Origin of the sequence: Venatorbacter sp. C2-1, assembly GCF_022832715.1 — a bacterium.
Taxonomy (GTDB): domain Bacteria; phylum Pseudomonadota; class Gammaproteobacteria; order Pseudomonadales; family Oceanobacteraceae; genus Venatoribacter; species Venatoribacter alkanivorans.
In genome coordinates, this window is sequence record NZ_CP094879.1 from 3,800,346 (window position 1) to 3,825,772 (window position 25,427).

The window sequence follows — 25,427 nt, forward strand, 5'->3', positions numbered from 1 at the left end:
GTCTCCGGCAGAGTTACTGGGTGATTTTCTTAAAGCGGATTTCCGGGCTGCCAGAGCCGCCCAGGCTGTAGTAGTTACTGATCTGTACAGCGAACTTTTCGCTGTTCTCAGTATTGCTGTCAGCATCGACGATATAAGTACGGAAATTTGGCCAGAGTTTATGAGCGCCACTCAGGTTGTAAGCGTACCAGCTGGACTCGCTGAAAATACTGCTGGCAGAATCGGCACTGTAATGAGCGGCAATACTGGTACTGTCGACCATGGTGGCACTGGTGTAGGCCGCCAGTTCAGCAGCGACGATTGCACCAAAGGCGGCGCCGTTACCGTCGCCATAAACACCACCGTTACTCCATAAATTAATTGCCCGTGCGGCAAGGTTTATTTCATAACGCAGATCCCAGTCAGAGCCGCTGCAATCTGCTGCAGCCTGAGCATCAAAATCCAGACAGAGTTCGGTGGCTCCGTCTGCAACAGCGGCGGTCAGTGTTTTTTCACCACCGGCAAACTGTGTGGTATCCGTTGCCTGAGTTTCATAACGCACAGTGATTTCGCTGTAGCTCACCGCATCAAGGACGAATTTGCTGTAGGTGGTGCCATCGGCATGGCGCAATAACCAGCCATTAGCGCTGTTGGCGCTAATCTGATGGTTGGCCGGGTTATAGATATACCAATCCTGAATGGCCGGAACATAGCTGTCGGCTTTAAACGTCAGGTCAGCCAGATTATATTCCGCACTTAATGCCTGAGCCTGAATGTCCGCATCGGCATTGGTAAATACCGAAGCAACGGCATTACCTTCTGCATCGTAAAAACCATCCGGAGTCGCTGCGAGCGCGCCCTTGCCGTTACCACTGCCGGAGACACCGCCGTTAATTTTGACTTCGGTACGACGCAGAGCAATATGCCAGTCGGTTGAAGTGGCCGCCTGTTCCGCCGTTAAAGTTACCAGCTCGCCACTGCTAAGATTAACGTACTGCCAGTCGGTATAGCTGGCGGCATTAATTTTCAGGCTGGAAAAGCTGTTGCTATCCGTATTGCCATTACTGCTGTCACCATCATCACCGCCACAACCGCTCAGCAATAAAGCACTGCCCGTCGCCAGTGGCAGCATGAGACGTTTAAATGATATTAATCCTGATGGTTTCATATTCTTTTCCTTGGTTAGGGGTGGTTAAAACTGATAAGAGAGACCGGCATAAGGCATACGGCCAAATACCGGGCGGCGGTCATAGGCATCTGCACTGTCGCGTACGGTATCGAACAGATTATTCACACCGCCGTAGACACTGGTGCGTGCGTTTAAAAGCCAGTTGCCTTTAATATCCCAGCGGCTGTACGCCGGACTGACATTCAGCTGGCTGCTGCCACTGTCTGCTTCACTGATACTGCTGATGTGCTCACCCTGATATTCACCGCTCAGCGTTAATTGCAATCGATGGCTGATATCCCACAGCCACAGAGCTTTAGCGTGATGACGGGCACGGTTAATTAATGGCGTATCCAGATCCAGATCGCGGGCATCGAGATAGCCAAATGACAGACGCTGCTGCAGCCCCGGCAGTAATTGCCATTGCAGGCTGAGGTCATAGCCACGGGTCAGGGCATTGGCAAAATTGGCGTAACGATAAATAGCCACACGGCCGCCATCTTCACTTTCGCCGGAATCCTGCGCCTCGATTAAATCCTGAATGCGGTTATTAAACAGCGCCAGTTCGGCATGGAAGTGTTCGTTATCTGTCAGGGAAAATGACATCTGTAAACTGCGGGATTTTTCCGGGGTTAAATCTTCGCTCCCCAGAACTTTGTAGCCGTTTACACTGTGGTCAAAAATAAAATAGCGGTTTTTTAAATTCGGTACGCGGTAACCCAGACCGGCGGATTGCCGCCATTGAAGTTGCAGGTTATGCCACTGAAATATTTGTCTGACACTGATTGTTGGTGAGAAAAATCTTCCGAAATCACTATCGTTCTGCCAACGACCTCCAGTAGAAATATCGCCGTTAACCCCCAGAGGAATAATCAGCTGGGTGAAAAATTCGCCGCTTTTACGCTGCGCATAGGGCACTTCATTGGTGCTGACATCATAGGTACCGTCCGGACGCTGGCTGACCTGATCATTTTCTCCAAGGCCTTCATCGGTCAGTTTAATTTCGTTTTTATCCTGCTCCATGGACTCACGGAAACCTTCGACACCGGCCACCATTTCAGCGCCATAGCCCAGTGCCGAATCCAGACTGTACTGCCATTGCAAAGCGGCTTTCTGCTGCTGATATTGGGTGTCGCGCCACAGATTACCGGCCGGAATTGCACTGTCGTTGTTCAGCTGATCTGACTGGTCATCCTGCATTTCATGCAAAGCCTGCAACTGCCACTGGCCAATACGGCTCTGCCATTCGCCCTGCAGCGCCAGACGATTACGCTGTAATAATTCGTGCTTAACACCATCGCTGCCGCTGCTGCCGGCGCGACGGGTTTCACTGTCTTCCTCAAAACGCTCGGCATTTAATCGCCACTGACTATCACCAAAATGCCGTGCCAGCATGGCGCTGAGATTACTTTTCGAGCCGCTGAAACCATCGCTGCTCCAGCTGTCGGGATTCAGGTCGTAGCCGGAGGAATAGCGCTGATCAAGACCCAGACGCAGCTCACTCTGCCCCAGCCGTTGCGTTACGCTGGCATTCAGATGCTGCTCACCGGATACCCTGCTGTCGTCCAGCTGGCGCGAGCCATAGGTGCCCGAATCCAGAGAAGCATGGCCACTTAAGCGCCGCTCTGAATTCTGGTTTTTACGGGTAATAACATTAATAACGCCGCCCATCGCCGCGCTGCCATACAGGGCCGAAGCCGCACCGGGCACAACTTCAATATGGTCTATATCCAGCATCGCCAGCTGCGAAGTATCCACCGTCGAACCCGTACTGGCGGACACCGGCAGACCGTCAACCAGAATTAATACGCGGTCGCCATTAAAGCCCTGCAGATAGACTTCTTCGCCGCTCTTGCCGTGAATCTCACGTAATTGCACACCGGGCAGAATACGCAGGGCATCGCGCAGATCACGGCTGTGCAGACGCTGAATGGTGGCCTGATCGAGAATCTGGGTACGCACCGGCGTATCGGCCAGCGGCCGTTCGCTGCGGCTGGCCGATACCACCACATCGCTGAGATTAAATACCGCACCGCCCTGAGCTCCGCTGGCATGAGCCGCAGACATAGCCAGCAACAGGCAGCCACAGAATGCATAGCGCCACCACCGCAGATGGCAAAAAACCGGTTCTGCTCCGGCGACCAGACAGCGTGTCATACAAACACCAATTGAGAATCATTATCTTTTGGATAATAAACACAAATGATATTTATTCGCAACAATGCGAAGTGCAAAGTTATGCCAGCTCACACCGCAGCCACGGTTTTGCTATGCTCTGCCGGTCGACAGGAGATCATAAATGGCTGAAAACAAAGGGACTGCGCTGCTGCGCTGGCTGCAGCACAGGGCTGAGCAGGACCGCGCCAATCTGCGCTTATTTGTACTGGGAGCCGCGGTGTTCTTTGCCGGGCTGGGGATTATGCTGATGGCACAAAAGTATCTTCTGCCTTCACTGGTACAGGAAATTATCAGTCTTGCAGGCCTGATATTGGCAGCAGTGGGTGCTCTGTGTGCCGCTCTCGGTTATATTGCGCTGAGCATTCTGCGCATCATAAGGCTGACCCGGAAAAATGACTGAACACTTCCCCGATATTGAAATTTACATCATGAAAGCTGACCCTGCGGCGGTACGCCAGTGGCTGCAGGATGCGCTGCAACAGCCTCTGCAGACGCTGAAAGAGAACGCCGGCAGCCACCACTGGCAGGTGCAGGTGAAAGACAACAGCATGGATATTTTTCTCAACGAAAATGCCGAGAAAAATTTTGCCAGCCTGTGGTTTAAACAGAACCTGACGCCATGGGCAACCGACCTCGACTGTGGCCGCGCTGCCCACGCAGCACTGAGCAGCGAAGTACGCTGCTCTGACAGTGGCTGGCAGGAAGAACATGATGGCGATGAGCCAGGCTGGATTAAATTAATCCGCGGCGAAGAAAAACCCTTCGACTGGGTGTAAAAACCCGCTTTATTGCAGATATTGCTGCGCTTCAACATTGCCCAGATCGACGGATTTCTGGGCATAAAAGCGCATTTTTTCTTTGTCTTTCATATGATAATAAGTCCCGGCAATCTCCAGCAGAGCCTTACTGTCATTCGGTTTTAATTCAAGATACTGCAACCAGTATCTGGCGATCTGGGCAAAATCTTTATTCTTCCGGATCAGGGCATAATCCAGCTGGTAATAGTTGTCGAAATCTTCAGGGTCCAGCTCAATGGCCTTTTTAAGATCAATCTCGGCATTGCGCCAGTCTCCCTGATGACCATAATAAAGTGCGCGGTAGTAATACACTTCATCATTATCCGGGGCTAACTGCAGTGCTTGTTCATAGGCCGCAACCTGTGCACCGGGTAACATCTCTGAGCGTTTTTGATAGGTCTTTCGCGCCAGACTCAATGAAATATCTTTACGCAGGTTCTGATATTTTTCGTTCTCCGGATTCAGCAGGCAGGCCTGACGTATTGCTTTACCGGCAGCACTGTATTCCTCTCGTTTATATTCACTCCAGGCCAGTTGCTGGTAATAGCTGCTTTCATAAGGATACAGAGTGATTGCCCGCTGATGCGCCTGTGCCGCCGCGGAATATTCTTTTTTGTCGTACAGCGTCCGGCCCTTACCATCGAGCGCTTCATCGTTATCACCCAGCTGCAGCGCTGTATCATAATATTTCAGCGAATCGTTATAATGATTCGCGATGCGTGAATCTTTGCCCGCTTCCTGCAGTATAAATCCGGGAATCTGCGCCAGCAGTGAATTGTTGTTTACCTCTGAGACTGCCGCTTCAGCGATAGCCTTCATGCTTTCATAGGAGCCACCCCAGCGTGGAGCCTGAGTGATAATAAAATTACGATAAAGCGTATAGCTGGCCGGTTGTAACTCAATGCCCTGTAAAAAAGCCTGCTGGCTACCCTCGTTATTGCCTAATAATTTTTCTGTCCAGATTAATAACGCATAGGCCGGCAACATATCGGCCTTACGCTGAATAACCCGCTGTAAATCAGCACGGGCCAGTTCTGCATAGGATGTCATACCCTGAATCTGCTGATCACTGGTTTCGGAGCTGACATTACCGCCACGACTGGCCCAGGCCATCGCGTAATAATAATTTGCCCTTGCCATATAGGGCTGCACATTAACCGGGCTGCTGTTCACCCAGTCGTTCAGTTGCTGGAGATAATTTTCGCGGATTACCCGGAAAGCAGCATAGGCGGCAACTTCACTGCGCTCACTGCGAATATCTTTTTCACGCAAACGGCTCAGAGCCTGAAGACGCAGATTCAGGCTGGTGTAATTTTTTTCGGCCAGCATCTGGCGTAAGGAAACGATGAACTGAATGGCATCAGAAGAGGATGAAGAAACAAACTGCGCAGCTGCGCTATCAGGAGCAGTCGACAAATGACTGTTACGCTTCTGAGCTCCGGGATTAACGGTTTCGACTTTAGCAGGCGCTTGACTGGTTGCCGGAGGCTTGTCGCTGAAATGCACCTGACCTTTATCGTCGGTCCATTTATAAACCTGAGCCTGCGCGCTGGCGACCCATAATGAAAACAGCAGTAACGACAGCGTTATGCGCATATAACCCTCCTTGTTATCCTTCATCCGTTATCGTGAAGAGTAACAGTTTGAGGGTTACATGTAACCGCTGCCTGCAGATGAATCAGAGCCAGATAGACCAGGGTCTGTTAACACTAATTAAACAGGCCCGAAGCCTAAGGAATCAGCAGGCGTACCGGGCTGTCTTCCATCTGCAGATGCAGCGGCAGCTCGGCCAGCGAATCGCCATCGGCCTGCACCGGCTCGCGTTCGGTACCGGCATTCAGTAATTCAATCTGCACATGACGGGCGGCAACAGATTTCATACCCGGCATTTTTTCCATAATACCCAGCGGTAAACCCAGCAGAATACCCAGGAATTTCAGCGGATTTCGGCCGGAAATCATCAGCACCTGAGTAGTCGCTTTGCTTAAGTCGGCCTGACGCGAAAGTACAAAAGATCCGGCATAATAACGGCCATTGGTAATCACCACAGAATTGGCCTGATAACGTTCACCATCCACCGTCAGCTGATAGGTTTTCTTACCGAAGTGACGCAGTTGCTTAAGCATCGATAACACATAAGCCAGCTTGCCGACTTTCTTTTTTAACGCCAGGTCAACGTTATCCACCACCCAGGCGTCGTAGCCAACACCAGCCATCAACACAAAACGACGGCCGTTAATATCACCCAGATAAATCGGCTTTTCGCGGCCATTAATAATAATGTCGGCGATCTTATCCGGCGCCTTACCGATACCCAGTTCAGCGGCCAGCACATTGGTCGTACCGGTCGGAATCAGCGCCAGACGATAGCTCTGGTTATCACGCTGGCGCAGACCATTGACCACTTCATTTACAGTACCGTCACCACCGGCAACAGCGACCACATCAAGCGGGCCAGTATATGCAGACAGGTAATGAGTGGCATCGCCAGCACTCTGTGTCGGATACAGGCTGACATCACAACCACGGTTGCTCAGCGCCTGCTGTACAGCTTCAACAATGCGGCGGTTACCGGAGCCGGAAACCGGATTAAAGACGATCAGAACCTGTGTTGCGGCCACGCGGCATACTCCCCATCGGCGCACTGGCGGCAATAAACAGAGGTGGGGCCAGCGCGGCGCGGATTATAGCGGAATGATGACAGCCAGCCTATTGATGGCACTCTGAATGCCTGCAGGAAAAACTTGCAAATGATAATTGTTATCATTAGATTGTTTTACCAGCACCAACAAGGAGGCTGCTATGCCCACTTCTCACTGCGAATCTGCTGCCTGCAGCCCCTGTGCTCTACCCAGTGCACGGGTTATCCGTCCACAACAATTCCGCTCAGCGCAGACCCCACAGGGTGGCAGTCTGGTACCTGTGCATGAGCAGCAGCGACTTGCCCAGCTGGAATTGCAGATACGTTCCCACCGGGGCAACGAACTGCACCCGGAATGGCTGAATGAATATCTGGATCTGGGGCTGGAGCTGGCCTGCCGCGCCGGCGAACGCCAACTGCAGCCGTTGCAGGAAAGCTGGCTGACGCGGCTGTATAACACGCTGCGCGATGCCACGTTCAATAGTCAGGCGGCCAGCTGCTGGCGCTGTCAGTGCCTGGATTATCTGTACCAGCCATTCTTTGCTTTGCAGCATCTTTACCGCAGCCAGCCAGAACGCCGGAATCATCTGAGTGCCATCGTGCATGAATTTTCGCTGGCCAGCCGTTATCTGAATTAAAAACGGGCAGGAGCGCCCGTACCGAAATGGACTGAGGGTAAGCAGGGATGCACTTATCCGCATAGAATTCCCGGTAAAATGACTCAGAGATGCTTTCAGGCACACGGCACTTTCGCCGTTTATTGCTAGGCTGAGGTTATCTGTAAGGATTTCTGAAACTCATGCCTGTTATTGCCAATATTTATCTCAGCGATGCCGACAGCGAAAAGTGTCTGCAACAGATCACCCGGGCCAAAAGCGCTCACTTACGCTGGCGGGCATACGCCCAGGCTCTGCTTGCCGGTCAGGAAATAGAAGAAGGTCAACTGCCGCTGGAGCATACGGAATGCCAGTTTGGCCGCTGGTATTATGGTGCCGGTCAGGCTCTGTCCACGCTTCCGGCCTTCCGCGCCATAGAATCTCCGCACCGGCAACTGCACCAGATCAGTCTGGATTTATTTCGTTTATTAGAACACGGTGAAACACCGCCGTTCTGGCAACAGCTGCTGGGTCTTAAGAAAAAAAGCGATGCCAAGAAAACAGCGCTGATACAGCAGCAGGCAACACAGCTTACCAGGGTGTCGGCTGAACTGTTAAAGGCACTGGATACGCTGGAGCAACAACTGAAATCCGCCGGATAATTCATTTCTGAACGACTTAATTACCGCCAACGGTGCAATAAAAAAGCCCCGGCGATAAACGCCGGGGCTGATTTTACATCCTGTATATTTCTCCCTTAAGATCCCTCAGCCGCGACGACGCAGCGCTGCAATCATTGCCAGCACCAGCAGAGTCAACGGATGCAACGGGCCACCGTTGTTATCATCGTCGTTGTTATCGCCGCTGTTATTATTGTCTCCATTATCTGATCCGTTATCCGGATTTTCGGGATCCGGTTCCGGTGCTTTTTTATCGATACGCAGTGCCACCACAATAGGATCATGATCCGAAGAGCGGTAAGCATCAGCATTGGCATAGTTATCGATTGAGTCGTAATCCTGACCCGTTGCTTCAGTCTCATAATCCATCAGACTGTCTTCTACCGAGTTGATATGCCAGGCATCAACACTGACCACATGGGCATAAAAATCAGCGGTCGCCAGTGCGTGATCCAGGCTGCCAAGGAAACCACCAAAGGAATAGGAATACGGCTGAGTTTCTGTCGATTTTTCGCTGTATTTCAGATTGCTGAAACCGGCATCCAGAATCGTATTAATCGGATCTTCTTTGCTGTAAGCATTCAGATCACCCAGCACCAGCTGCGCACTGCTGTTAACCCCGGTTGGCTGGGTTGCCAGATATTGCACCAGTGCCTGTGCCGCACGATTACGGGTCTGATTACAGTTACCCTGACCATCGGCGCCTTCATTGTCTTCGTTACAGGCGGAGCCTTTGGATTTCAGATGATTAACGGCAACCGTAAAGACTTCATCATTCATACTGAATGACTGAATCAATGCCGGACGGTTTTTAGTATCGAGGAATAATGGCTGATCATTTTCATCTTTGGCTGAATTGCTGCTGTCGAGAATGGCAGCAGTACCAACGGCGGTCACTTTTCCGGCGCGGTAGATCAGCCCCACGGTAATGGCATCGCTGCCAATGGTACTGACGCCCGGATTAATCAGGCTGTATTCATTGCCCGCGGTTTGCTGTTTATTCAGTTCGTTAACCAGAGTCTGAATCGCACTGTGCTCACCGAAACCGTCATTTTCGATTTCCATCAGGCCGATAATATCGGCATTCATGGCGGTTAACGCTGCCACAATTTTATCGCTCTGCATGGTGAAGGCATCATAGGTTTTGGCGCCACGACTGGTAGGAAAGCCACCACCCTGTCCATCACCATTAAAATAATTCAGCACGTTCATACCAACAATCACCAGGTTGGCATCGGCGGCAATCGTGGGGGCGGCTGTACGCGGGTGCGTCGGATCAATGGTCAGTGCAGAAGGAATCACGGTGTAATTATTTTTATAAGCATGCATCACACCATCGAAGGTGCTGACGCTGTCACCGATACGCAGCGGGTTCAGCGCGCTGAAACCACTGTCATCAGGAAACGGAATAAACGCCGGATAGGCCGCGGATACACCATCGTCGATTAATAACACATCCAGTGCGCGGGCAGCGATGGCCGCCTGTGCTTCTGCCGATTGTGGTGCAGCAATTTCGGTACTCTGGAAATGCAGTGCCGATGACACAACAAACTGGCCGTAATTGCCAAAGCCATAACCGGTGCCAAACAGGTCGCTGACAATCAGGTTCTGCGAGCTGTTAATACGCATGCCTTCCAGCGCTTCCAGCTGTTGCAGATTATCAACCGGCAGAGTGACGGTTACCGCGGCCGGCAAGGCATTGGCGGAAGAACAGATCACCAGCTCCTGCACATTTTTCAGCTGGGTAACCTGCTGGTATTCAGCAACCTTGGCCATTACCCGGACTTTGTCTCCGCTGCTAACGGCATTTTTATAGTCATAAATAAAAATACCTTCAGAGGTCATGGCATCGTTATCAGCATCGGTGTCTTCTTCCTGCAGCCAGAAACCACTGTACTGGTAAGAGCTGTCACCGTTAGCCAGCAAACCGCCCTGCTTATCCAGTGTGACGATACCTTCGACAATCACAGTTTCGCCCAGCAGCGGACTGGCATCAGCGCTGACATCAGTAATGCTGCCCTGCACCGCACTGATTAAACGAAATTCTGGCTGGCTGGTTTCTCCGCAGTTACCCAGCACAGGTTCCACGACAACATTACAGGCCGATGCAGCCCCCGGAGTCGGAGTTGCGCTGATAAAACCGGCGCTGTTACGTGCACCTCCGGCACCATTTTCACAGCGCTGCAGCGACTGGTTGTCTTTATCACTATTGGCATTTTCATTTATTTGCGGCTGACCGGCATTCAGCAGTACCAGCAGACCAGAGTCATCATTATCGTCGGTGTCGTATACCAGCGCATCAATCAGGTTGGTGGTGGTGACCGCAGTATTATTCGGGAAGTCAGCGACAGCGGCCTGATATAACGCAACCGCATCGGCACCGTTCTGAATCAGGTTGCTGTCGGGGGAAGTATCCAGATCACAGCCAGCAACGTTAGCGGCATCGCCACAAATAACAAAATAACCCTGAGCGTCGGTACTGTGGCCGCTGAGATCGATCGTCAGATAACTCTGATCATTAGAGCCATTAAATAACACCACAACATGGCCATTCAGAGAGGTATTGCCAGTACCGCCATCATAAAGCTCGATAAATTCGGCAGTATCCGTACCTGTATTATCAGAATCAACTTCGTTAATCAGCAGCGTACTGTCAGCCCAGCTGCTCAGACTGAGCCCCAGCAGACTTATGGTAAAAAGCGCTTTCATCGTATTCCCCGGCCGCAAATGAATGTATTCAGCGGGGCATTAAAGAGGAGGAGTGTTGCAGATAAGATACGGATTATTGACAGATTTATGTGCGTTATATGACAACGCGAAAATCCGGCTAGCGATCGTAAAGGCCATTCATTATGCGCTGATATTCGCCACTGCTTTTCAGCATTCTCAGACCTTCGTCCAGCATTTTGGCATAATTCTGAGCATTGGCATTCTGACGGCTGAAGGCAATATAAATATTGCTGGTATGATTTTCTTCACCGCGGCGAATCAGTGAACGGTCATAGTGGCTGTTCGCCATCGTGTAATCAAACACCCGGTCAAAAAAGATCGCGCCTTCAACCCGCTCATTCAGCAGCATGGCAATCATCTGCTGCTGTTTGGAAACCTCAATCAGTTTTAACCGGTGGCGGTGCTTTTCAAATTCGGCGCCGTATTCATAACCATTAATAACCGCCAGTTGAGTGCCGTCGGGAATATCGGCAGGGCTATGCCAGTTTTTTTCTTTACCCGCTTTAAAATAATAAGAGGCTCTGGCAGTAAATAATGGCTCGTTACCAAACAGATATTGCTCTTCAGTGCTGGGCTGACGGGTCACATTCCAGCAACCATCGGCTTTACCAGCCAGCGTGAGGTTTAATGCGCGCGCGTAAGGCACGGCCTGAATATTGAGTGTGACACCACTGTGGGCAAAAGCCGCAATGGCGAGATCCCGGGAATAGCCGTTGCCCTGTGAATCAGAAAAGGGAGGCCAGGCATCTTCGGCTGCCAGACTCAGCGTCAGCGCATGACTGCCGGCGCTGAACAGCGGAGCCAAAAAAACAGCAAGCCGGAGGCACATTAAAAACACAGGACGCACAATCATCTCCGTCTATTCCGTACAGACCCATGCCTGTGATGTATTTATCTGCGGATTATTGCTCAGCCTTGCAGGCCAGCAATGCCTGCTGCAGCTCCGCAGCTGTTAATGGTTGCGAGTGCAGTAATTCCAGCCGGCTTTCGTCCGGCATGCGCGTTGGCATTTCACTTAACACTGCATCGCGCATATTAAGCACCAGCGGCCCTTCGTCGGTCAGTATAATACCTTTCACCCGCTGCACATCGAGGCTGTTCAGCCAGCCACGTAAAGCCCGTGCCGAAAAGACCCAGTCAGCGCTGATTAACCAGCCAACGGAGTAATACCCCTGGCCATGATTTTCCAGCAGGCGCAGTTTTTCACCGTCGGCCAGTGCATTCTGTGGTGCCAGATCCTCGCGGGCATGCTGATGCGCATGGGCGTCAGGATGCAATGCCAGGCGCTGCGGCTGAGTCCCACCCGCCAATAATTCCAGCGGTATTTCACCATTCACCACCCAGGCGCTGGCGGTTTTAGCCGGCTCAGCGCGCTGCAGTAATTGCTCAAACGCGTTGCGGTCAGCGTCTGTTGCCAGATCCGTTTTGTTTGCCACCAGCACATCGGCCAGCTGAATCTGATCGGCAAAGACGTCATTATCCAGATAGCGCGGGTCACTGAGATGACGCGGATCAAGCACACAGAGACTGGCGCCCGGCTGCAGAATGTCGCGGTAGTGTTCATTACGCAGGGTTTGCAGGATATTGCGCGGATGCCCCAGCCCGGTTGGCTCGATCAGCAGTACATCGGGTTTTTCCCGCGCAATCAGCATATTCAGACCAATCTGGAACGGCAGGCCGGAAACACAACACAAACAGCCGCCGGGCACTTCTTTAACCACTGCACCCTGGCTGGCGAGAATGGCGCCGTCGACCCCGACTTCACCAAACTCGTTGACCAGCACCGCCCACTTTTCGCCGGCCGGCTTTTGTTTCAGCAGGTGCAGGATAGCCGTTGTTTTACCAACGCCAAGAAAACCGGTAATCAGGTGGGTGCGGATCATGACAGGATCTCAAAAACAGTATTGTTACATAATAACACTACTGTCCACCCGCCTGTCACTCCACCAGCTCACGCAATACGGTCAGTGGCGCCACCGTCACGGTGCGCCGCATCAGCCACATACCCGGCAGCGCCAGTAACAGCGCCGCCAGCGGTGGCAGCCATAACCACACCCAGCCCAGACCATCGTATGGCAGCGACAGCAGACCGCGGTACAGGCCAAAGCAGATCGCTTCGGCACCGATAAGCGCCAGCAACGAGGAAATAAAACCGAGCAAAGCAAATTCCGCCAGATGCCCGCGGCGCAATAACGCGGTACCGGCGCCCAGAGTGCGCAACACCGCGCCTTCGCGCAGACGCTCCGGTAACGCCGCCACCAGTGACGACAGCATCACCAGCAGTGCCGCCACCAGCACAAACAGCAGAATCAGCTCCACCGCCAGACTGACCTGACTGAGTAGCGCCTGCACCTGGCCCAGCACCACCTGCATATCCAGCAGGGTAATTCCCGGATACTGACGAATCAGCGCCGTCAGCTGCGCCTGAGATGCCGGTGGCACATAAAAACTGGTGAGGTAATTGGCCGGCAGCTGCGCCAGCACATCGGCGGAGAACATCATGTAGAAGTTCGGCGTCATGGTGCCCCAGTCAACACTGCGGATACTGCTGACCACCGCACTGAATTCCACCCCACCGGCACTGAATGCCAGAGTGTCGCCCAGACCAACACCCAGCCGTCCGGCCAGACGCTGCTCCAGCGATACCTGCCCGCTCTCATCCAGCAGCGTTTGCCAGCTGCCCTCTTCAATCACATTAGCAGCCGGTAGTTGCTGATCCGACGTCAGCGCCAGATCGCGGTTAATCGCCGGGTCATCGGCCACCGCCAGCTCCTGCACGCTGACATCATTAATGCGCAACAGGCGGCCGGGCACCATCGGGTACAGTTTCTGACTTTGCAGTCCGGCGTCCTGCAGTGACTGGCGGAAGTCATCCACTTCATAGGGCTGGATATTAATGGCGAACACATTGGGCGCATCGTCCGGCAGGCTTGCCTGCCAGTCGGCCAGCAGGTCGTTGCGCAGTGCGCCGATCACCAGCATCACCATCATGGTCAGGGCAAAGGCAAGAATCTGCCCGGCACTCTGGCGACTGTTGCGGCTCAGATGCTGCCAGGCAAAACGCCACATCAGGGGTAAATCACGCTGTGCCAGCAGACGACGCAGATACTGAATCAGACCATTCAGCGCCAGCAGCATAATCACCACCAGCAGACTGCCACCGCCCATCATGCCCAGCGTCATCGGCAGATCATGGGTAAACAGGAACAGCAGCAGGGTCAGCGCAATCAACGCCAGCGAGGTAATCAGCCAGCCGGATAACGGCACCGGCTGCAAATCACGGCGCAGCACCCGCAGCGGCGTCACCCGCGCCAGCGGTAACAAATAAGGCAAAGCAAAGCCGAGTAAAGTCAGCAACCCGCTGCTGGCACCCAGCAGCCAGGCCGACCAGGGCGCCGCCGGTAACGGCTGCGGCACCAGTTCACCCAGAACCGCCAATAAGCCCGCCTGCAGCCCAGCCGCCAGCGCCAGACCGGCCAGCGTCGCCACCAACCCCAGCTGCAACAGCTGTAAGGCGTAGATATTCCACACCTGTGCCCGCGCCAGACCAAAGGTACGCATCAGCGCGCTGATATCAAAATGGCGGCTGGCATAGCGCTGGGCACTGATCGCCACCGCCACACTGGCCAGCACCACCGCCAGCATCGCCGCTAAGCCAAGATAACGCCGCGCCTTATCGAGGGCATTGGCCATCGCCTGATTGCTGTCGGCCAGTGATTCAAATTTCTGATTGGGCGCCAGATCGCGGAAGGTCCGCAGCTGCGCCAGTGCCTGCTCATCGCCGAGCAACAGCAAGCGCCAGTTCAGGCGGCTGCCGGCAGCGGTTAAGCCACTGCGTTCCAGATCGGCCCAGTTCATCATCAGCCGTGGTGACAGGTTATAAAAATTTCCGCCACGGTCACTTTCTTCAACGATGACCGCACTGAGGCGCAGGCGGGTCGTACCCAGCTCGACCTCATCGCCCAGTTGCGCATTCAGCAATGCCAGCAGACGCGGCTCCACCCAGGCCTCACCGGGCAGCGGCCCCTGTGTTGCATCCAACGTGGCGGCGTCATCGCCTGCCTGTTCACGGATGCGCAGAATACCGCGCAGCGGATAGCCTTTATCCACCGCTTTGATCGCCGCCAGCGACATATCATCACCATGCAGCACCACCGAGGGGAATGTCAGGGTCTGGCTGGTACTCAGCCCTAACCTCTGCGCTTCTTCCTGCCAGGCCGGATCAATCTGGCTGGTCGACTGCAGGCGCAGATCAGCACCGAGTAAATCGTTGGAGCGGGACTGCATCGCCAGATCGAGACGGGCACTGAACAGGGCAATGGCGGTGGTGGAGGTGACGGCAATCAGCAGGGCCGCGAGAATCAGGGTCAGTTCACCGCTGCGGGCCTCGCGCAACAGCAGGCGCAACGCCAGCAGCCATTGACGGTACAGCGTCATAACGCCTCCAGCCGGCCAGCGTTCATATGTACCCGGCGCTGGCAACGTTGCGCCAGACGTTCATCGTGGGTCACCAGCACCAGCGTGGTGCCGCCGGCCTGATTCAGCTCAAATAACAGATCTTCGATCTGCGCGCCGGTTTTGCTGTCGAGATTACCGGTGGGTTCATCGGCAAACAGAATCGCAGGTTTGCCGGCAAAGGCGCGGGCAATAGCAACCCGTTGCTGCTCGCCGCCAGACAATTGCGTCGGGTAATGCAGCTGCCGTTCGCCCAGCCCCACCTGCGTCAGCAATTGCCGGGCTTCGTCACGGGCGTTACGCACACCACGGATCTCCAGCGGCAGCATCACGTTCTCCAGCGCCGTCAGCCCCGGTAACAGCTGGAAGTTCTGGAACACAAAGCTGACACCCTGCGCCCGCACCGCAGCACGCTGATCTTCATCCAGCGCGCCCAGCTCATGCCCCAGCAGCTCCACACTGCCCGTGGTCGGCAGATCCAGCCCGGCCATAATGCCCAGCAGGGTTGATTTACCACTGCCGGAGGCGCCGACAATGGCCACGCTCTCACCCGACTTGATCTCAATATCCACAGCCTGCAAGATGGTCAGCCGCTGGGCGCCGGTATCCACCACTTTGCCCAGCTGCTGAATACGGAGAGAAAACCCGGTGTCTGCTTTCTTACTGTCTGTCGCTGTTCGGTCACGCCCGCTGGCATCGTCTGTCGTTGCGCGATTCAGGCTGTTGCTCACACTGTCCGTCAAAGTCACTCTCCCTTTGCCGTTATTAATACTTCTGGCTCTGCCCATGAGTGTACAGGCAGAACCGCGGATTCTGGTCGTTGGTGACAGCATTAGTGCCGGATTTGGCGTGCCGGTGCAACAGGGCTGGGTCGCTTTATTACAGGAATCGCTGCAACAGCGCGTTCCCGCGGTTCAGGTGATTAACGCCAGCATCAGTGGTGACACCACCGGCGGCGGCCTGACACGCCTGCCTGCACTGCTGCAGCAGCACCAGCCGGATCTGACCATTATCGAGCTGGGCGGTAATGATGGCCTGCGCGGCACTCCGGTGCGTGTCATCGAAAAAAACCTGCAACGCATGATCATGCTTTCCAATCAGGCAAACAGCGACGTTCTCTTACTGGGCATGCAGATTCCGCCTAACTATGGTGCGCGATATGCCAGCGCCTTTCAGGCGGTGTTCGCTGAATTGGCCACACAACAAAACACCCTGCTGCTGCCATTTCTGCTGGAAGGTATCGCCACCAAAGCAGAGCTGATGCAGCCTGATGGCATCCACCCGACCAGTGCCGCACAACCTCTGATGCGCGATGCCGTACTGTCAGTGCTGAACGGTTGGTTAAGTGAGTATCTGAGCACTAACAACGACTGACTTCTATACTCCATTCCTGAGGGGCCTGCGGCATTCTGCCTGATGCTCCGGATAATCAGGGATCGATGCTATGTTCAGCCGCTATTTGAGCAGACTGCGAGCCATACAGGCACGGCAAACCTACTTGCTGCCAGGACTACTCCTGCTTGCCGTATTGCTTCTGCTCTACCTGTCCGGCAGCTGGGAAACCAACCGCCAGCGCACTCTGGCTCAGCTCGAAGCCCTGGCGACTGTCGCCCAGAGCAACACCCGCCTGCTGCAACAACAGCTGACCTCTCAACTGGTTAGCCTGCAACAGAACCTGCCAGCACAGAGTCTGCAGGACTGGTCACTGTGGGTCCGCCAGCAACATAAACCGCGGCCGTTATACAGCCATATCGCCCTGTATTCTGCCGACGGCCAGCTGCTGGCAAGCTCCTTTGACAGCACAGACATCCAGCAGTCACCACCGGATATCGGTGCTGAGGATCTGAATCTGCTGCAACAACAGCAGAATCCCCGTTTTATCAGCACCATGCTGATTAATAAGGGCCGTTACCTGCCCTACTGTTTACCCGTGTCACAAAAGGTTGCACGGGTTATCTGCCTGCTGACCTCAACCAGTAACAACAACCTGCAGTGGCCAGCTTCCGGCAGTCTGGAACATTCAGCACAGCGTCTGCTCAGCCCTGATGGTATTTTACTGCTCGCATCCCCGTTACCTGTCAGCCGCCAGCAAATCATCGGTACCCGTATCAGTGACCGGCAACAAAAGAACCTGAATATCCCCGCGCCGGGCACTTCAGGTTTTACCTATTTTTCCAATAAGACCGAATTTGATGGCAGTAAACGCCTGGGGGTGGTCAGCTTCGATCCGCAGTCACAACTGCTGCAGATTATCTCACTGCCCATGGCCTCATTGCTCACCCTGTGGCTGGAAGACATCGCCTGGCCGCTGTTGTTTTTCGGCATACTGCTGGCAGCAGCCTGGCGCAGTTACCGCCATACCCTTAAAAATACGCAGCAAAATGAACGCCGCTACTCGCAGGAAGCCCGCGCGCTCAGCGAGAAAGGGAAAATCATCGATATGCTGATGAGTAATATTCCCGGAAGTATTTACCAGATCAGTCTGCCTGAGCATCTGCTTGATTTTATCAGCAATGGAGACCTGCAGATCTTCAGTGATACTGCCAATGAACACGCCGGACGCCACAGCCTGCTCGCGCTTATTCATCCCGATGATCAGGAAAAATACCTGCAGGAAATTGACAGCCATTGCAGCAGTGGCAAGCCCTATAAAATCATCTACCGCATTCAGACGCGGCAACATGAACTGAAATGGATTATGGATCGCGGTCAGGTTGTCTTTAGCAAACAAAATCCCTGCCAACTGGAAGGGCTGTTAATTGATATTACCGACCATACCCTGTCACAGCAGCATGTTGAGTATCTCGCTACCCGAGATCCTCTTACCGAACTGTTCAATCGTTATTATTTCAATGACGAGCTGATGAACTCAATTGAAGAGCTGACCCCAGGCAGCGGAAAAATTGCCCTGCTGTTTATTGATCTTGACCGCTTCAAAACCGTTAATGATTCGCTCGGCCATCAGGTCGGTGACCGTTTATTAAAACTCGTCGCAGATCGTTTACGTCATCTGGTTGGCCCCAAACACATGGTGGCAAGACTGGGCGGTGACGAATTTATTGTCATGATGAACGAGCCGGAAAGCTCGCTGGAAATTGAACATCTGGCGGAACGTATTATCAGTGCGGTCAGCCAGACGTATCAACTTGACCACTATAAATTATCAACCAGTTGCAGCGTTGGCATCAGCGTTTGCCCCGATGACTCCAACGAATCTTATATTCTTCTGCGCAATGCCGACACCGCCATGTATCAGGCAAAATCCCGCGGCGGCAATTGCTATCAGTTTTATACCGAAGAAATGAACCAGAAAGTAAATTCCCGTCTGACGCTGGAAAATGAACTGCGCCGCGCAGTTAAAAATCAGGAATTCGAGCTTTATTATCAACCTCAGGTCAGCACCTTTGATAATCGCCTGCTGGGTGCCGAAGCACTGATCCGCTGGATACACCCAAGTGCCGGTATAGTGTCTCCCGCCGATTTTATTCCGATTGCTGAAGAGACTGGCCTGATCCGGGAAATTGGTGACTGGGCATTACTGGAAGCCTGTAAGCAATTCCGCGAGTGGAATAACACCTTCGCTCTGGATATGACTATTTCAGTTAACGTTTCTGTACGCCAGTTAGATGATGCCTTTGTGTTACGCACACAGGAAATTCTGAACATCAGCCGGCTGGAGGCGAAATATCTGGAGCTGGAAATCACCGAGAGCTTACTGCTGGATAATGTTCAGGAAAATCTGAGGATTCTGGATAACATCAATAAGTTGGGTGTGCGCTTTGCGATGGATGATTTTGGTACAGGCTACTCATCGCTGAGTTATCTGAAGCAGTTCCCGATCAGTAAGCTGAAAATCGACCGGGCTTTTATCAACGAAATTAATAATGACCCGGAAGATGAAGCGATCGTCCGGGCCATTATTGCACTGGCCAAAACCCTGCGGCTTGAACTTGTGGCGGAGGGGGTTGAAAACCACCAGCAACTGGCGCTGCTGCAGGCGCTGGCCTGTGACAGTTATCAGGGATACTATTTCAGCAAACCGATACCAGCGGATGTTTTCCGCCAGCGTTATCTGGAACAGAAACCGCCACTGCAGAAATCATTACAGCAACAGTAGTGTTTTGTGCCGGCTAAAATATCCGGCAGCGGCAAGCGGTTTTAATTATCAATATGAGAATTCCTGAATGGATCAGTCCCAGATCGACAGTCAGACACTGTACGATACGGCCCTGCAGCTTGCGCAAAAGGCCGGCAACGCAATCGCCCAGCAACGCCACCAGCTGGATATTCAGTTTAAACAGGGAACAGAGCTGGTAACTCAGGCCGACGTTGCCGCGGATCAGATTATCCGCGATGGCATTCTTGCTCACTTTCCGGACCACCAGATTCTGTCCGAAGAACTGGCTCCGGATAATCCGACCGACTGTGAGCATCTGTGGGTAATCGACCCTATCGACGGCACGGTGAATTACGCCCACCTGCATCCACAGGTGGCTGTTTCCATTGCCTATTATCATCAGGGCAAAGCTCAGGTCGCGGTTGTGCATAACCCCTTTCTGAACGAGACATTCAGTGCCGTTAACGGTCGGGGGGCATGGCTGAATCAACTCCCGATTCAGTGTGCAACAACACAGGATATGCGCCGGGCACTCATTGCGACCGGCTTTCCTTATGATAAACACGATATTCCCCAGCTGATTCAGCGCCTGCAGGTGGTTTTGACACAGTGTGCGGATATTCGCCGTCTGGGCTCAGCGGCACTGGATATCTGCTGGGTGGCCTGCGGCCGGCTGGACGCTTATTACGAAACGGTTAAGCCCTGGGATTTTGCCGCCGCACAATTAATTGCACGCGAAGCCGGCGTACAGTTCGGCCATATTCATGCCTTACCTGAGGGAGTAAATCCGCAACTGTGCGGAGAGAATATTATATTGGCAGTGCCGGCGTTATTCAGCCCGCTGCAGCAACTGCTGCAACAGGCCGATATGTTATTCGCCAGCGAGAAGCGTTAGGGCCGCGTTCAGGCGTTTTTGCTCAGTATCCGAAAAGTGACGACTGCGATAGGTTCTGAGCAACATCTCACGGTCCTGATTATCCAGCCCCTGCAAAGCCAGTGAATCACGGTATTGCTGGTAATCTTTTAACCGCTGCTGCCACTGCTGCTGTTGCTGATCAACACCGGCCAGTCGCTCGGCGGCCTCTTTGCCATATTGTTGTTCGCGCCATTGCTGAACGACGGCAGCCGAAGCTCCCTGCTGACGCAGCTGTTGCTCCTGCTGTTGTAAGCTCAGCACCTGTTGTGACTGCTCACGCATGTGCTGTAACTCTGGCGGCAGGCTGCTGTCGAGTGCAGCCAGCTGTGCTTCATCGGCACCCTGTGCGCGCAGCTGCTGACGCGCCAGAGTGTAGTTGTCCATAATTTCGTCGGCGTGAAAGAATGCTTCCACGACGTTGGGTTCCAGCCATTCCCGGCGCAGACGCTGTTGCCAGGCAACCCGCGCGGCCAGCTCATCCATACCCGACTGGCTGACACGCTTTTCCGCATCCCGGTCGTAATCACCCAGAGCCGCCAGATATCCAAGATATTCGTCCATGATTTTTAATGCCTGCGCCTGCCCGGGCTCAGGCAGACCTGCAATCTGACTGCGCATGGTCTGCAGCAGATCATCCAGCGGCACTTCTCCCTGAGCCGACAGATAAAAATCCATCCAGTGACGCAGCTGAATATCAACAACCAACTGCCCACGGTGGTCGGTACGCAGATAACCATCCACACTGGCACCGCGGAAGGTCATTACATTTTTGGTATCGACAGTACCTGCCTGCGGTAAAACCAGAGGGGTAGCAATAGCCTGATCGTTTTCCGCTGCAGCGGGCTGAAATTCAGCCCGCTGCACCAGATTGCCGTCCTGCACGGCATAAACCAGCAGGACGACCGCCACTGCCGACAGTGTGATACCCAATGCACCGTGAAGTGGCTTCATGATTTACAGCCCGATGCTTTTCAGACGGTTGGCGTGAGTACGGAAAACGGTCAGCGGATCGGTTTCAGTCAGATCATGCAGACCCAGAGTCTGGTTTACTTCATCCAGATGGTTCATGCGGAAATCATCACGGATCACCATCCCCAGACGACTGGAACAGGAACCCACCAGACCATCGTTTTTCTCTCCCGCCGGGAAGAACAGGCTGGTCGTACCGGTCAGCAGATCAAGCGGGTCGAGTACGTTGGTCAGCGGCTTGGCACCACTCCAGGAGTAATAGCGCACTCCATTGTACTGATAGTCCCCTTCACCACAGGCCGTGGTCGGAATGCCGCCCGGATGCTGCTGGTTAAAGGCTGCGGTTTCCGCAAAGGTCATGGAACGCATAGACATCAGGATATCCTGGTCGTAATCACCGCCGGACAGGAAGTTAATGGTTTCCGCCAGAGCGTTACCCAGTGCCGAGATCAAACCTTCGAACGCCGTCGAACCATTGGCCCAGTCATTCAGGGTTTCAGCCACTGGAGTACCGCGGTTAACCCCCGCAATGGTGGTTACCGAAGCAATCAGATCCGGGCGCACAGAAGCCACATAACGGGTGGTCGGGCCACCATGACTGTGACCGATCAGGTTAACTTTTTCAGCACCGGTAATGGCCAGAATCTGCTCAATCTGCGGAATCAGCTGTTCGCCGCGGATCTCCGGTGAATTGGAGTTAGACACGGTGGTGACAAACACCCGCGCGCCATCCTTTTGCAGGGTTTCCGGGACTTTATACCAGTAATCAACACCCAGCAGACTGTCGAAGCCATACAGGCCATGAGTCAGAACGATGGGGTATTTGGTGGCGGTGTAACCACTTTCCGGGGTTGCCGACATTGCCGACACCTGGGCCGAAAACAGCACGGCAGACAGTGCTGCCACAGAGAGTATTTTGCTTAGCATGAGCGTTCCTTGAATTTGTTATTTTTGTTGGAAACCGCACTTCTGCCCGTACTGCGCTGAACGGGAAGGTTCCCTGATACTGCAAAAGCGAACTCAGTGTAGGTCAGCACCACAAGAGCGGTAGGGCAAGACGGGTCAGCCACAACACCCGAGGCTATGGTCGAAGACGGAGAAGGCCAGCATAGACAAATTGCGCCCAGAAAATTGTTCTATCGTTCCAGACACCCTCAAAAGCAGTCAGGAAAGTCAGGTTAAGGGAAAAGTGTCAGACTGTCCGCGGATGCTGTTTGTCGTGATACATCGCCATATCCGCCACCCGCAACAGGTTGCGCAGATCATAGCCATGAATCTCGGTAAAAGCGCAGCCCAGGCTGGCTGACAGAGGGTAACGTTTGCTGTGCTCGTAGTGGGTATTGGCTATCAGCCTGTGCAGCTTATCGATCACGCTGTTCAACTGATCGTTGTCAGAAATCGGGTCGACGAGTACGACAAACTCATCTCCCCCAAGGCGGGCAGCCATATCGCCACGGCGTATCAGCTTGTTCAGCGCCGCGCCTACGGCAGCCAGCACGCTATCTCCGGCGGCATGCCCCATCTCATCATTGATGCGTTTAAAGCCGTTAAGGTCGATAAACAGAATAGCCAGATGCGTACCGCTGCGCTCGGCACTGGAGAGCAGCCGGCTGGCATAATCTTCAAAATGGTAACGATTGGGCAGACCAGTGAGTTCATCGTAATTGGCTTTGCGGTACAGCAGCTGATGCTGATACTCCAACCCTTCCGCCTGGCGACGATGCACCCGGTACAGCCGCCAGCACAGCAGTAATGACAACGGCCAAGCCAGCACCAGCAAAACCAGCCAGCCCCAGTTAATATCGGTTATGCCAAGCGGACGCTCATACTCCACCAGCAGCTGAAAGCCGGTAAACGGCAGCGTCTGCTGCTGGCGTAATTGTGCCAGCGCGAGGCCGGCAGATGGCAGCGCATGGCTCAACAGCGGAAATGCATCTCCCTGATCCTGCGCGACCTGCAGGCGGAACGACATCCGGCTGTAATAAGATTGCTCCGGCGGCAGCAGGTTGGAAACTTCAACCACCAGCAGGCTCAGATAAGTAATGCCCTGTGCATTACTGACCGGCAGCATCATGACCACGACCGGGTTCTCATCAAGCAGGGTAAACGGCTCAGACAGAGTAATCCTGCTTTGCTGCTGCGCAGGAAGACGACGGGCAATAAAGTCCACCGTAAACAGATCCAGCCCCACCACCAGACTTTCGGCGTTATCCGGAAAAACCATAATCACCGGCAAAGCCTTATGTTCCGACGGGCTGATACTTTCCAGATACCGTCCGCGGCGCAGGCTTTTAACGTTATCCGGTAATTGTTGTTCCTGCATTATCTGGCGGAAGACCTGCAGCGATGATCCGTTCTGCAGATACAGCGCTGACTGAAACATACTGACATGGGGAAAGCGTTGCTGCATGGTCGCGGCATAGCGCTGCACTGCATTTATATCGGGCGATTGCGTGCCGGAGAAGTAGGTCGATAACGCCAGCAACAGCGTCTCATTCTGCAGCATTTTCTCACGGACAAACTGACTGACCACCGAAGTGTCAGCACTGAACTTCTGCTGCAGCCTGCGCCACTCACTCTGCCCGGCTGCCAGCAGCAACAGCAGTAAAGCCAGAGAGGTGAGTACCGCAAACAGCACATAGCTGTATTTCAGGCGCTTGTGTTCCCGGGAGAAGGAGTTAACCATAAATGCCGTAACGTAACGAAATGACTTCAGTGTAGAAGCTTCGTTACGAAACGGCACAAATCCTCACTGCCAGAAGCGTTGTTGCTGCTGATGGATTTCTTCAGCTTCACGCAGCACACGCTGCACGATCTCTTCAACGCCCGGCATATCATGAATCAGGCCCTGAGTCTGGCCGATAAACTGCACGCCCTGCTGCAGGTCACCGTCAATGGTTGCTGCTTTCAGACGCGGCACGCTGGCGCCGAAATAGGCCAGCAGCTTGACCTTATCCATCATCGCCAGCATACCAATCATCACTTTCCATACCGGCTGCTTGACCATACGTGCAGCGCGCGTCGCTTCCCAACAGGCCAGCAGGAAATTCATCGGTTTACGGGTCGCTTTGATCGAGCGTGGTGTGCGCATTACACGCGCCGGAATACCATCAAAGTTTTTCGAATAGATAGTGTCCTGCTCGCTGCGTGCAACCACGGCTTCTTTGGTCTTCTGATGCAGCGGACTTTCTGCACTGGTGGCAAAACGTGAGCCCATGGCTACTGCCTCGGCACCCAGCGCCAGCGCCGCCAGCAGGCCGCGACCATCGGCAAAACCACCGGTAGCAATTACCGGAATACTGACTTTGGCCGCGATGGCAGGCACCAGCACCAGCGAGGTAACGTCACCACCATGGGCCGCTGCTTCATGGCCGGTAACCAGCAAAGCATCGGCGCCAATCGACTGAGCCGACAGCGCATGTTTTTCACTGACGACGGTAGCAATCACCTTGCCGCCATATTCATGGGCGCGCTTAACCAGCCAGTCGCCTTTGCCCAGAGAGAAGTTGATGACCGGTACTTTTTCTTCCAGCGCGACTTCGGCGTTTTCTTTCGCGCCCGGCATCAGCAGGGTAACGCCGATACCAAAAGGCCTATCTGTCAGTTCGCGGATACGCTGAATAGCCGCACGGGTTTCACCGACCGTCAGCGGACCACTGGCAAGAATTCCCAGGCCACCGGCATTGGAGACAGCGGCCACCAGCTCAGGGGTAGAAATCCAGCTCATACCAGGCAGCAGCAATGGATGCTCAATGCCCAGCAGTTCAGTAATACGCGTTTTCATAACCAGATCCGGAAAAATAAAAACACGCATTCTAATGCCTGACCCGCCAACTGGCGACCTGCGCAGATAATCCGGAAAGAGATTGGGAAAAGAAGAGGATCAGCGCCCGGGGGCAAGCTGCTGTTGCTGAACGAAGTTGAGGAATTGTTGCTGACGCTGCTCAGGCGACATGCCGCGCAGCTGTTCGATGCGTTGCTGGCGTTCCATACGCTGTATGGCCTGCTCCTGCACCTGCATGTTCTGTATTGAGCGATAGAAATTATCGAGGGCCTGACGCTGCTCCGGGCGGCTGTTGTTCCATTCCAGCTGCAGTCCGGGATGTTGCACAGGAGGCTGAACAGAGGCGGGTTCTGCTGGCAATATGTGTACATCAGGCGCGGCATGAGCCGTCCAGACGCAACAACATAACAATAAGCC

Annotated in this window: 21 protein-coding genes; 7 read left to right on the top strand and 14 right to left on the bottom strand. The window is 53.8% G+C overall.

What is annotated here, in order from left to right:
* Positions 1–13: 13 nt before the first annotated feature.
* Together MT343_RS17015 and MT343_RS17020 are read right to left on the bottom strand one after the other, a co-directional pair.
* Positions 14–1,147, bottom strand: coding sequence for an HmuY family protein (locus tag MT343_RS17015; RefSeq protein ID WP_145466658.1), 1,134 nt, complete (start codon positions 1,145–1,147; stop codon positions 14–16).
* Positions 1,148–1,171: 24 nt separating this feature from the next.
* Complete coding sequence (locus tag MT343_RS17020; RefSeq protein ID WP_145466659.1) at positions 1,172–3,304, bottom strand: TonB-dependent receptor plug domain-containing protein; 2,133 nt, start codon at positions 3,302–3,304, stop codon at positions 1,172–1,174.
* 142 nt (positions 3,305–3,446) lie between these two features.
* Here MT343_RS17020 and MT343_RS17025 point away from each other — a divergent pair, with 142 nt between their 5' ends.
* Both MT343_RS17025 and MT343_RS17030 read left to right on the top strand, forming a co-directional pair.
* Positions 3,447–3,725 carry a hypothetical protein gene (locus MT343_RS17025; RefSeq protein WP_145466660.1) on the top strand — a complete coding sequence of 93 codons (279 nt, stop codon included), beginning with the start codon at positions 3,447–3,449 and terminating at the stop codon, positions 3,723–3,725.
* The gene (locus tag MT343_RS17030; protein ID WP_145466661.1) at positions 3,718–4,101 is read left to right on the top strand and encodes a hypothetical protein; all 384 of its coding nucleotides are present in this window, start codon (positions 3,718–3,720) and stop codon (positions 4,099–4,101) included. The genes MT343_RS17025 and MT343_RS17030 overlap by 8 nt, the downstream gene beginning before the upstream one ends.
* Before the next feature lie 9 nt (positions 4,102–4,110).
* Here the strand turns inward: MT343_RS17030 and MT343_RS17035 are convergent, their stop codons facing one another.
* Complete coding sequence (locus MT343_RS17035) at positions 4,111–5,718, bottom strand: DUF4124 domain-containing protein (RefSeq protein WP_186435783.1); 1,608 nt, start codon at positions 5,716–5,718, stop codon at positions 4,111–4,113.
* A gap of 134 nt (positions 5,719–5,852) precedes the next feature.
* The gene (locus tag MT343_RS17040; protein ID WP_186435784.1) at positions 5,853–6,743 is read right to left on the bottom strand and encodes a diacylglycerol/lipid kinase family protein; all 891 of its coding nucleotides are present in this window, start codon (positions 6,741–6,743) and stop codon (positions 5,853–5,855) included.
* A gap of 181 nt (positions 6,744–6,924) precedes the next feature.
* Between MT343_RS17040 and MT343_RS17045 the strand changes: the two genes are divergently transcribed.
* Complete coding sequence (locus MT343_RS17045) at positions 6,925–7,401, top strand: hypothetical protein (protein ID WP_145466664.1); 477 nt, start codon at positions 6,925–6,927, stop codon at positions 7,399–7,401.
* Between the two features lie 161 nt (positions 7,402–7,562).
* The gene (locus MT343_RS17050; RefSeq protein ID WP_145466665.1) at positions 7,563–8,021 is read left to right on the top strand and encodes a CZB domain-containing protein; all 459 of its coding nucleotides are present in this window, start codon (positions 7,563–7,565) and stop codon (positions 8,019–8,021) included.
* Between the two features lie 105 nt (positions 8,022–8,126).
* Here the strand turns inward: MT343_RS17050 and MT343_RS17055 are convergent, their stop codons facing one another.
* The 5 genes from MT343_RS17055 to MT343_RS17075 all read right to left on the bottom strand — a co-directional run bounded on the left by MT343_RS17055 (position 8,127) and on the right by MT343_RS17075 (position 15,967).
* On the bottom strand, positions 8,127–10,748 hold the full coding sequence (locus MT343_RS17055; RefSeq protein WP_145466666.1) for an ExeM/NucH family extracellular endonuclease: 2,622 nt from the start codon (positions 10,746–10,748) through the stop codon (positions 8,127–8,129).
* 118 nt (positions 10,749–10,866) lie between these two features.
* On the bottom strand, positions 10,867–11,574 hold the full coding sequence (locus tag MT343_RS17060) for a substrate-binding periplasmic protein (RefSeq protein ID WP_186435785.1): 708 nt from the start codon (positions 11,572–11,574) through the stop codon (positions 10,867–10,869).
* Positions 11,575–11,671: 97 nt separating this feature from the next.
* The gene (locus MT343_RS17065) at positions 11,672–12,652 is read right to left on the bottom strand and encodes a CobW family GTP-binding protein (RefSeq protein ID WP_145466668.1); all 981 of its coding nucleotides are present in this window, start codon (positions 12,650–12,652) and stop codon (positions 11,672–11,674) included.
* Between the two features lie 55 nt (positions 12,653–12,707).
* Entirely contained in the window at positions 12,708–15,206 is a 2,499-nt protein-coding gene (locus MT343_RS17070; protein WP_145466669.1) for an ABC transporter permease, read from the bottom strand.
* Complete coding sequence (locus MT343_RS17075; RefSeq protein ID WP_243989424.1) at positions 15,203–15,967, bottom strand: ABC transporter ATP-binding protein; 765 nt, start codon at positions 15,965–15,967, stop codon at positions 15,203–15,205. Before MT343_RS17075 ends, MT343_RS17070 begins: the two co-directional genes overlap by 4 nt.
* Positions 15,968–16,010: 43 nt before the next feature.
* On the opposite strand from MT343_RS17075, the gene MT343_RS17080 reads away from it, so the two are divergent.
* From MT343_RS17080 to MT343_RS17090, 3 genes are all read left to right on the top strand, one after another.
* Positions 16,011–16,598: an arylesterase gene (locus MT343_RS17080; protein WP_145466671.1), complete on the top strand. Its 588-nt coding sequence runs from the start codon at positions 16,011–16,013 to the stop codon at positions 16,596–16,598.
* Positions 16,599–16,668: 70 nt separating this feature from the next.
* Positions 16,669–19,341, top strand: coding sequence for a putative bifunctional diguanylate cyclase/phosphodiesterase (locus MT343_RS17085; protein WP_145466672.1), 2,673 nt, complete (start codon positions 16,669–16,671; stop codon positions 19,339–19,341).
* Between the two features lie 67 nt (positions 19,342–19,408).
* Complete coding sequence (locus tag MT343_RS17090) at positions 19,409–20,236, top strand: inositol monophosphatase family protein (RefSeq protein ID WP_145466673.1); 828 nt, start codon at positions 19,409–19,411, stop codon at positions 20,234–20,236.
* On the opposite strand, the gene MT343_RS17095 is transcribed toward MT343_RS17090, so the two are convergent.
* From MT343_RS17095 to MT343_RS17115, 5 genes are all read right to left on the bottom strand, one after another.
* Positions 20,213–21,208: a lipase secretion chaperone gene (locus tag MT343_RS17095; protein WP_145466674.1), complete on the bottom strand. Its 996-nt coding sequence runs from the start codon at positions 21,206–21,208 to the stop codon at positions 20,213–20,215. The two genes, MT343_RS17090 and MT343_RS17095, sit on opposite strands and share 24 nt — an antisense overlap.
* A 3-nt stretch (positions 21,209–21,211) precedes the next feature.
* Positions 21,212–22,153 (bottom strand): lipase family alpha/beta hydrolase, encoded by a 942-nt coding sequence (locus tag MT343_RS17100; protein ID WP_145466675.1) that lies wholly within the window; start codon positions 22,151–22,153, stop codon positions 21,212–21,214.
* A gap of 265 nt (positions 22,154–22,418) precedes the next feature.
* Positions 22,419–23,969: a GGDEF domain-containing protein gene (locus MT343_RS17105; RefSeq protein ID WP_145466676.1), complete on the bottom strand. Its 1,551-nt coding sequence runs from the start codon at positions 23,967–23,969 to the stop codon at positions 22,419–22,421.
* Positions 23,970–23,975: 6 nt separating this feature from the next.
* Positions 23,976–25,010, bottom strand: a complete 1,035-nt coding sequence (locus MT343_RS17110) for an NAD(P)H-dependent flavin oxidoreductase (protein ID WP_145466677.1) — start codon at positions 25,008–25,010, stop codon at positions 23,976–23,978.
* Positions 25,011–25,109: 99 nt separating this feature from the next.
* On the bottom strand, positions 25,110–25,370 hold the full coding sequence (locus MT343_RS17115) for a DUF3106 domain-containing protein (protein WP_243989425.1): 261 nt from the start codon (positions 25,368–25,370) through the stop codon (positions 25,110–25,112).
* Positions 25,371–25,427 lie beyond the last annotated feature (57 nt).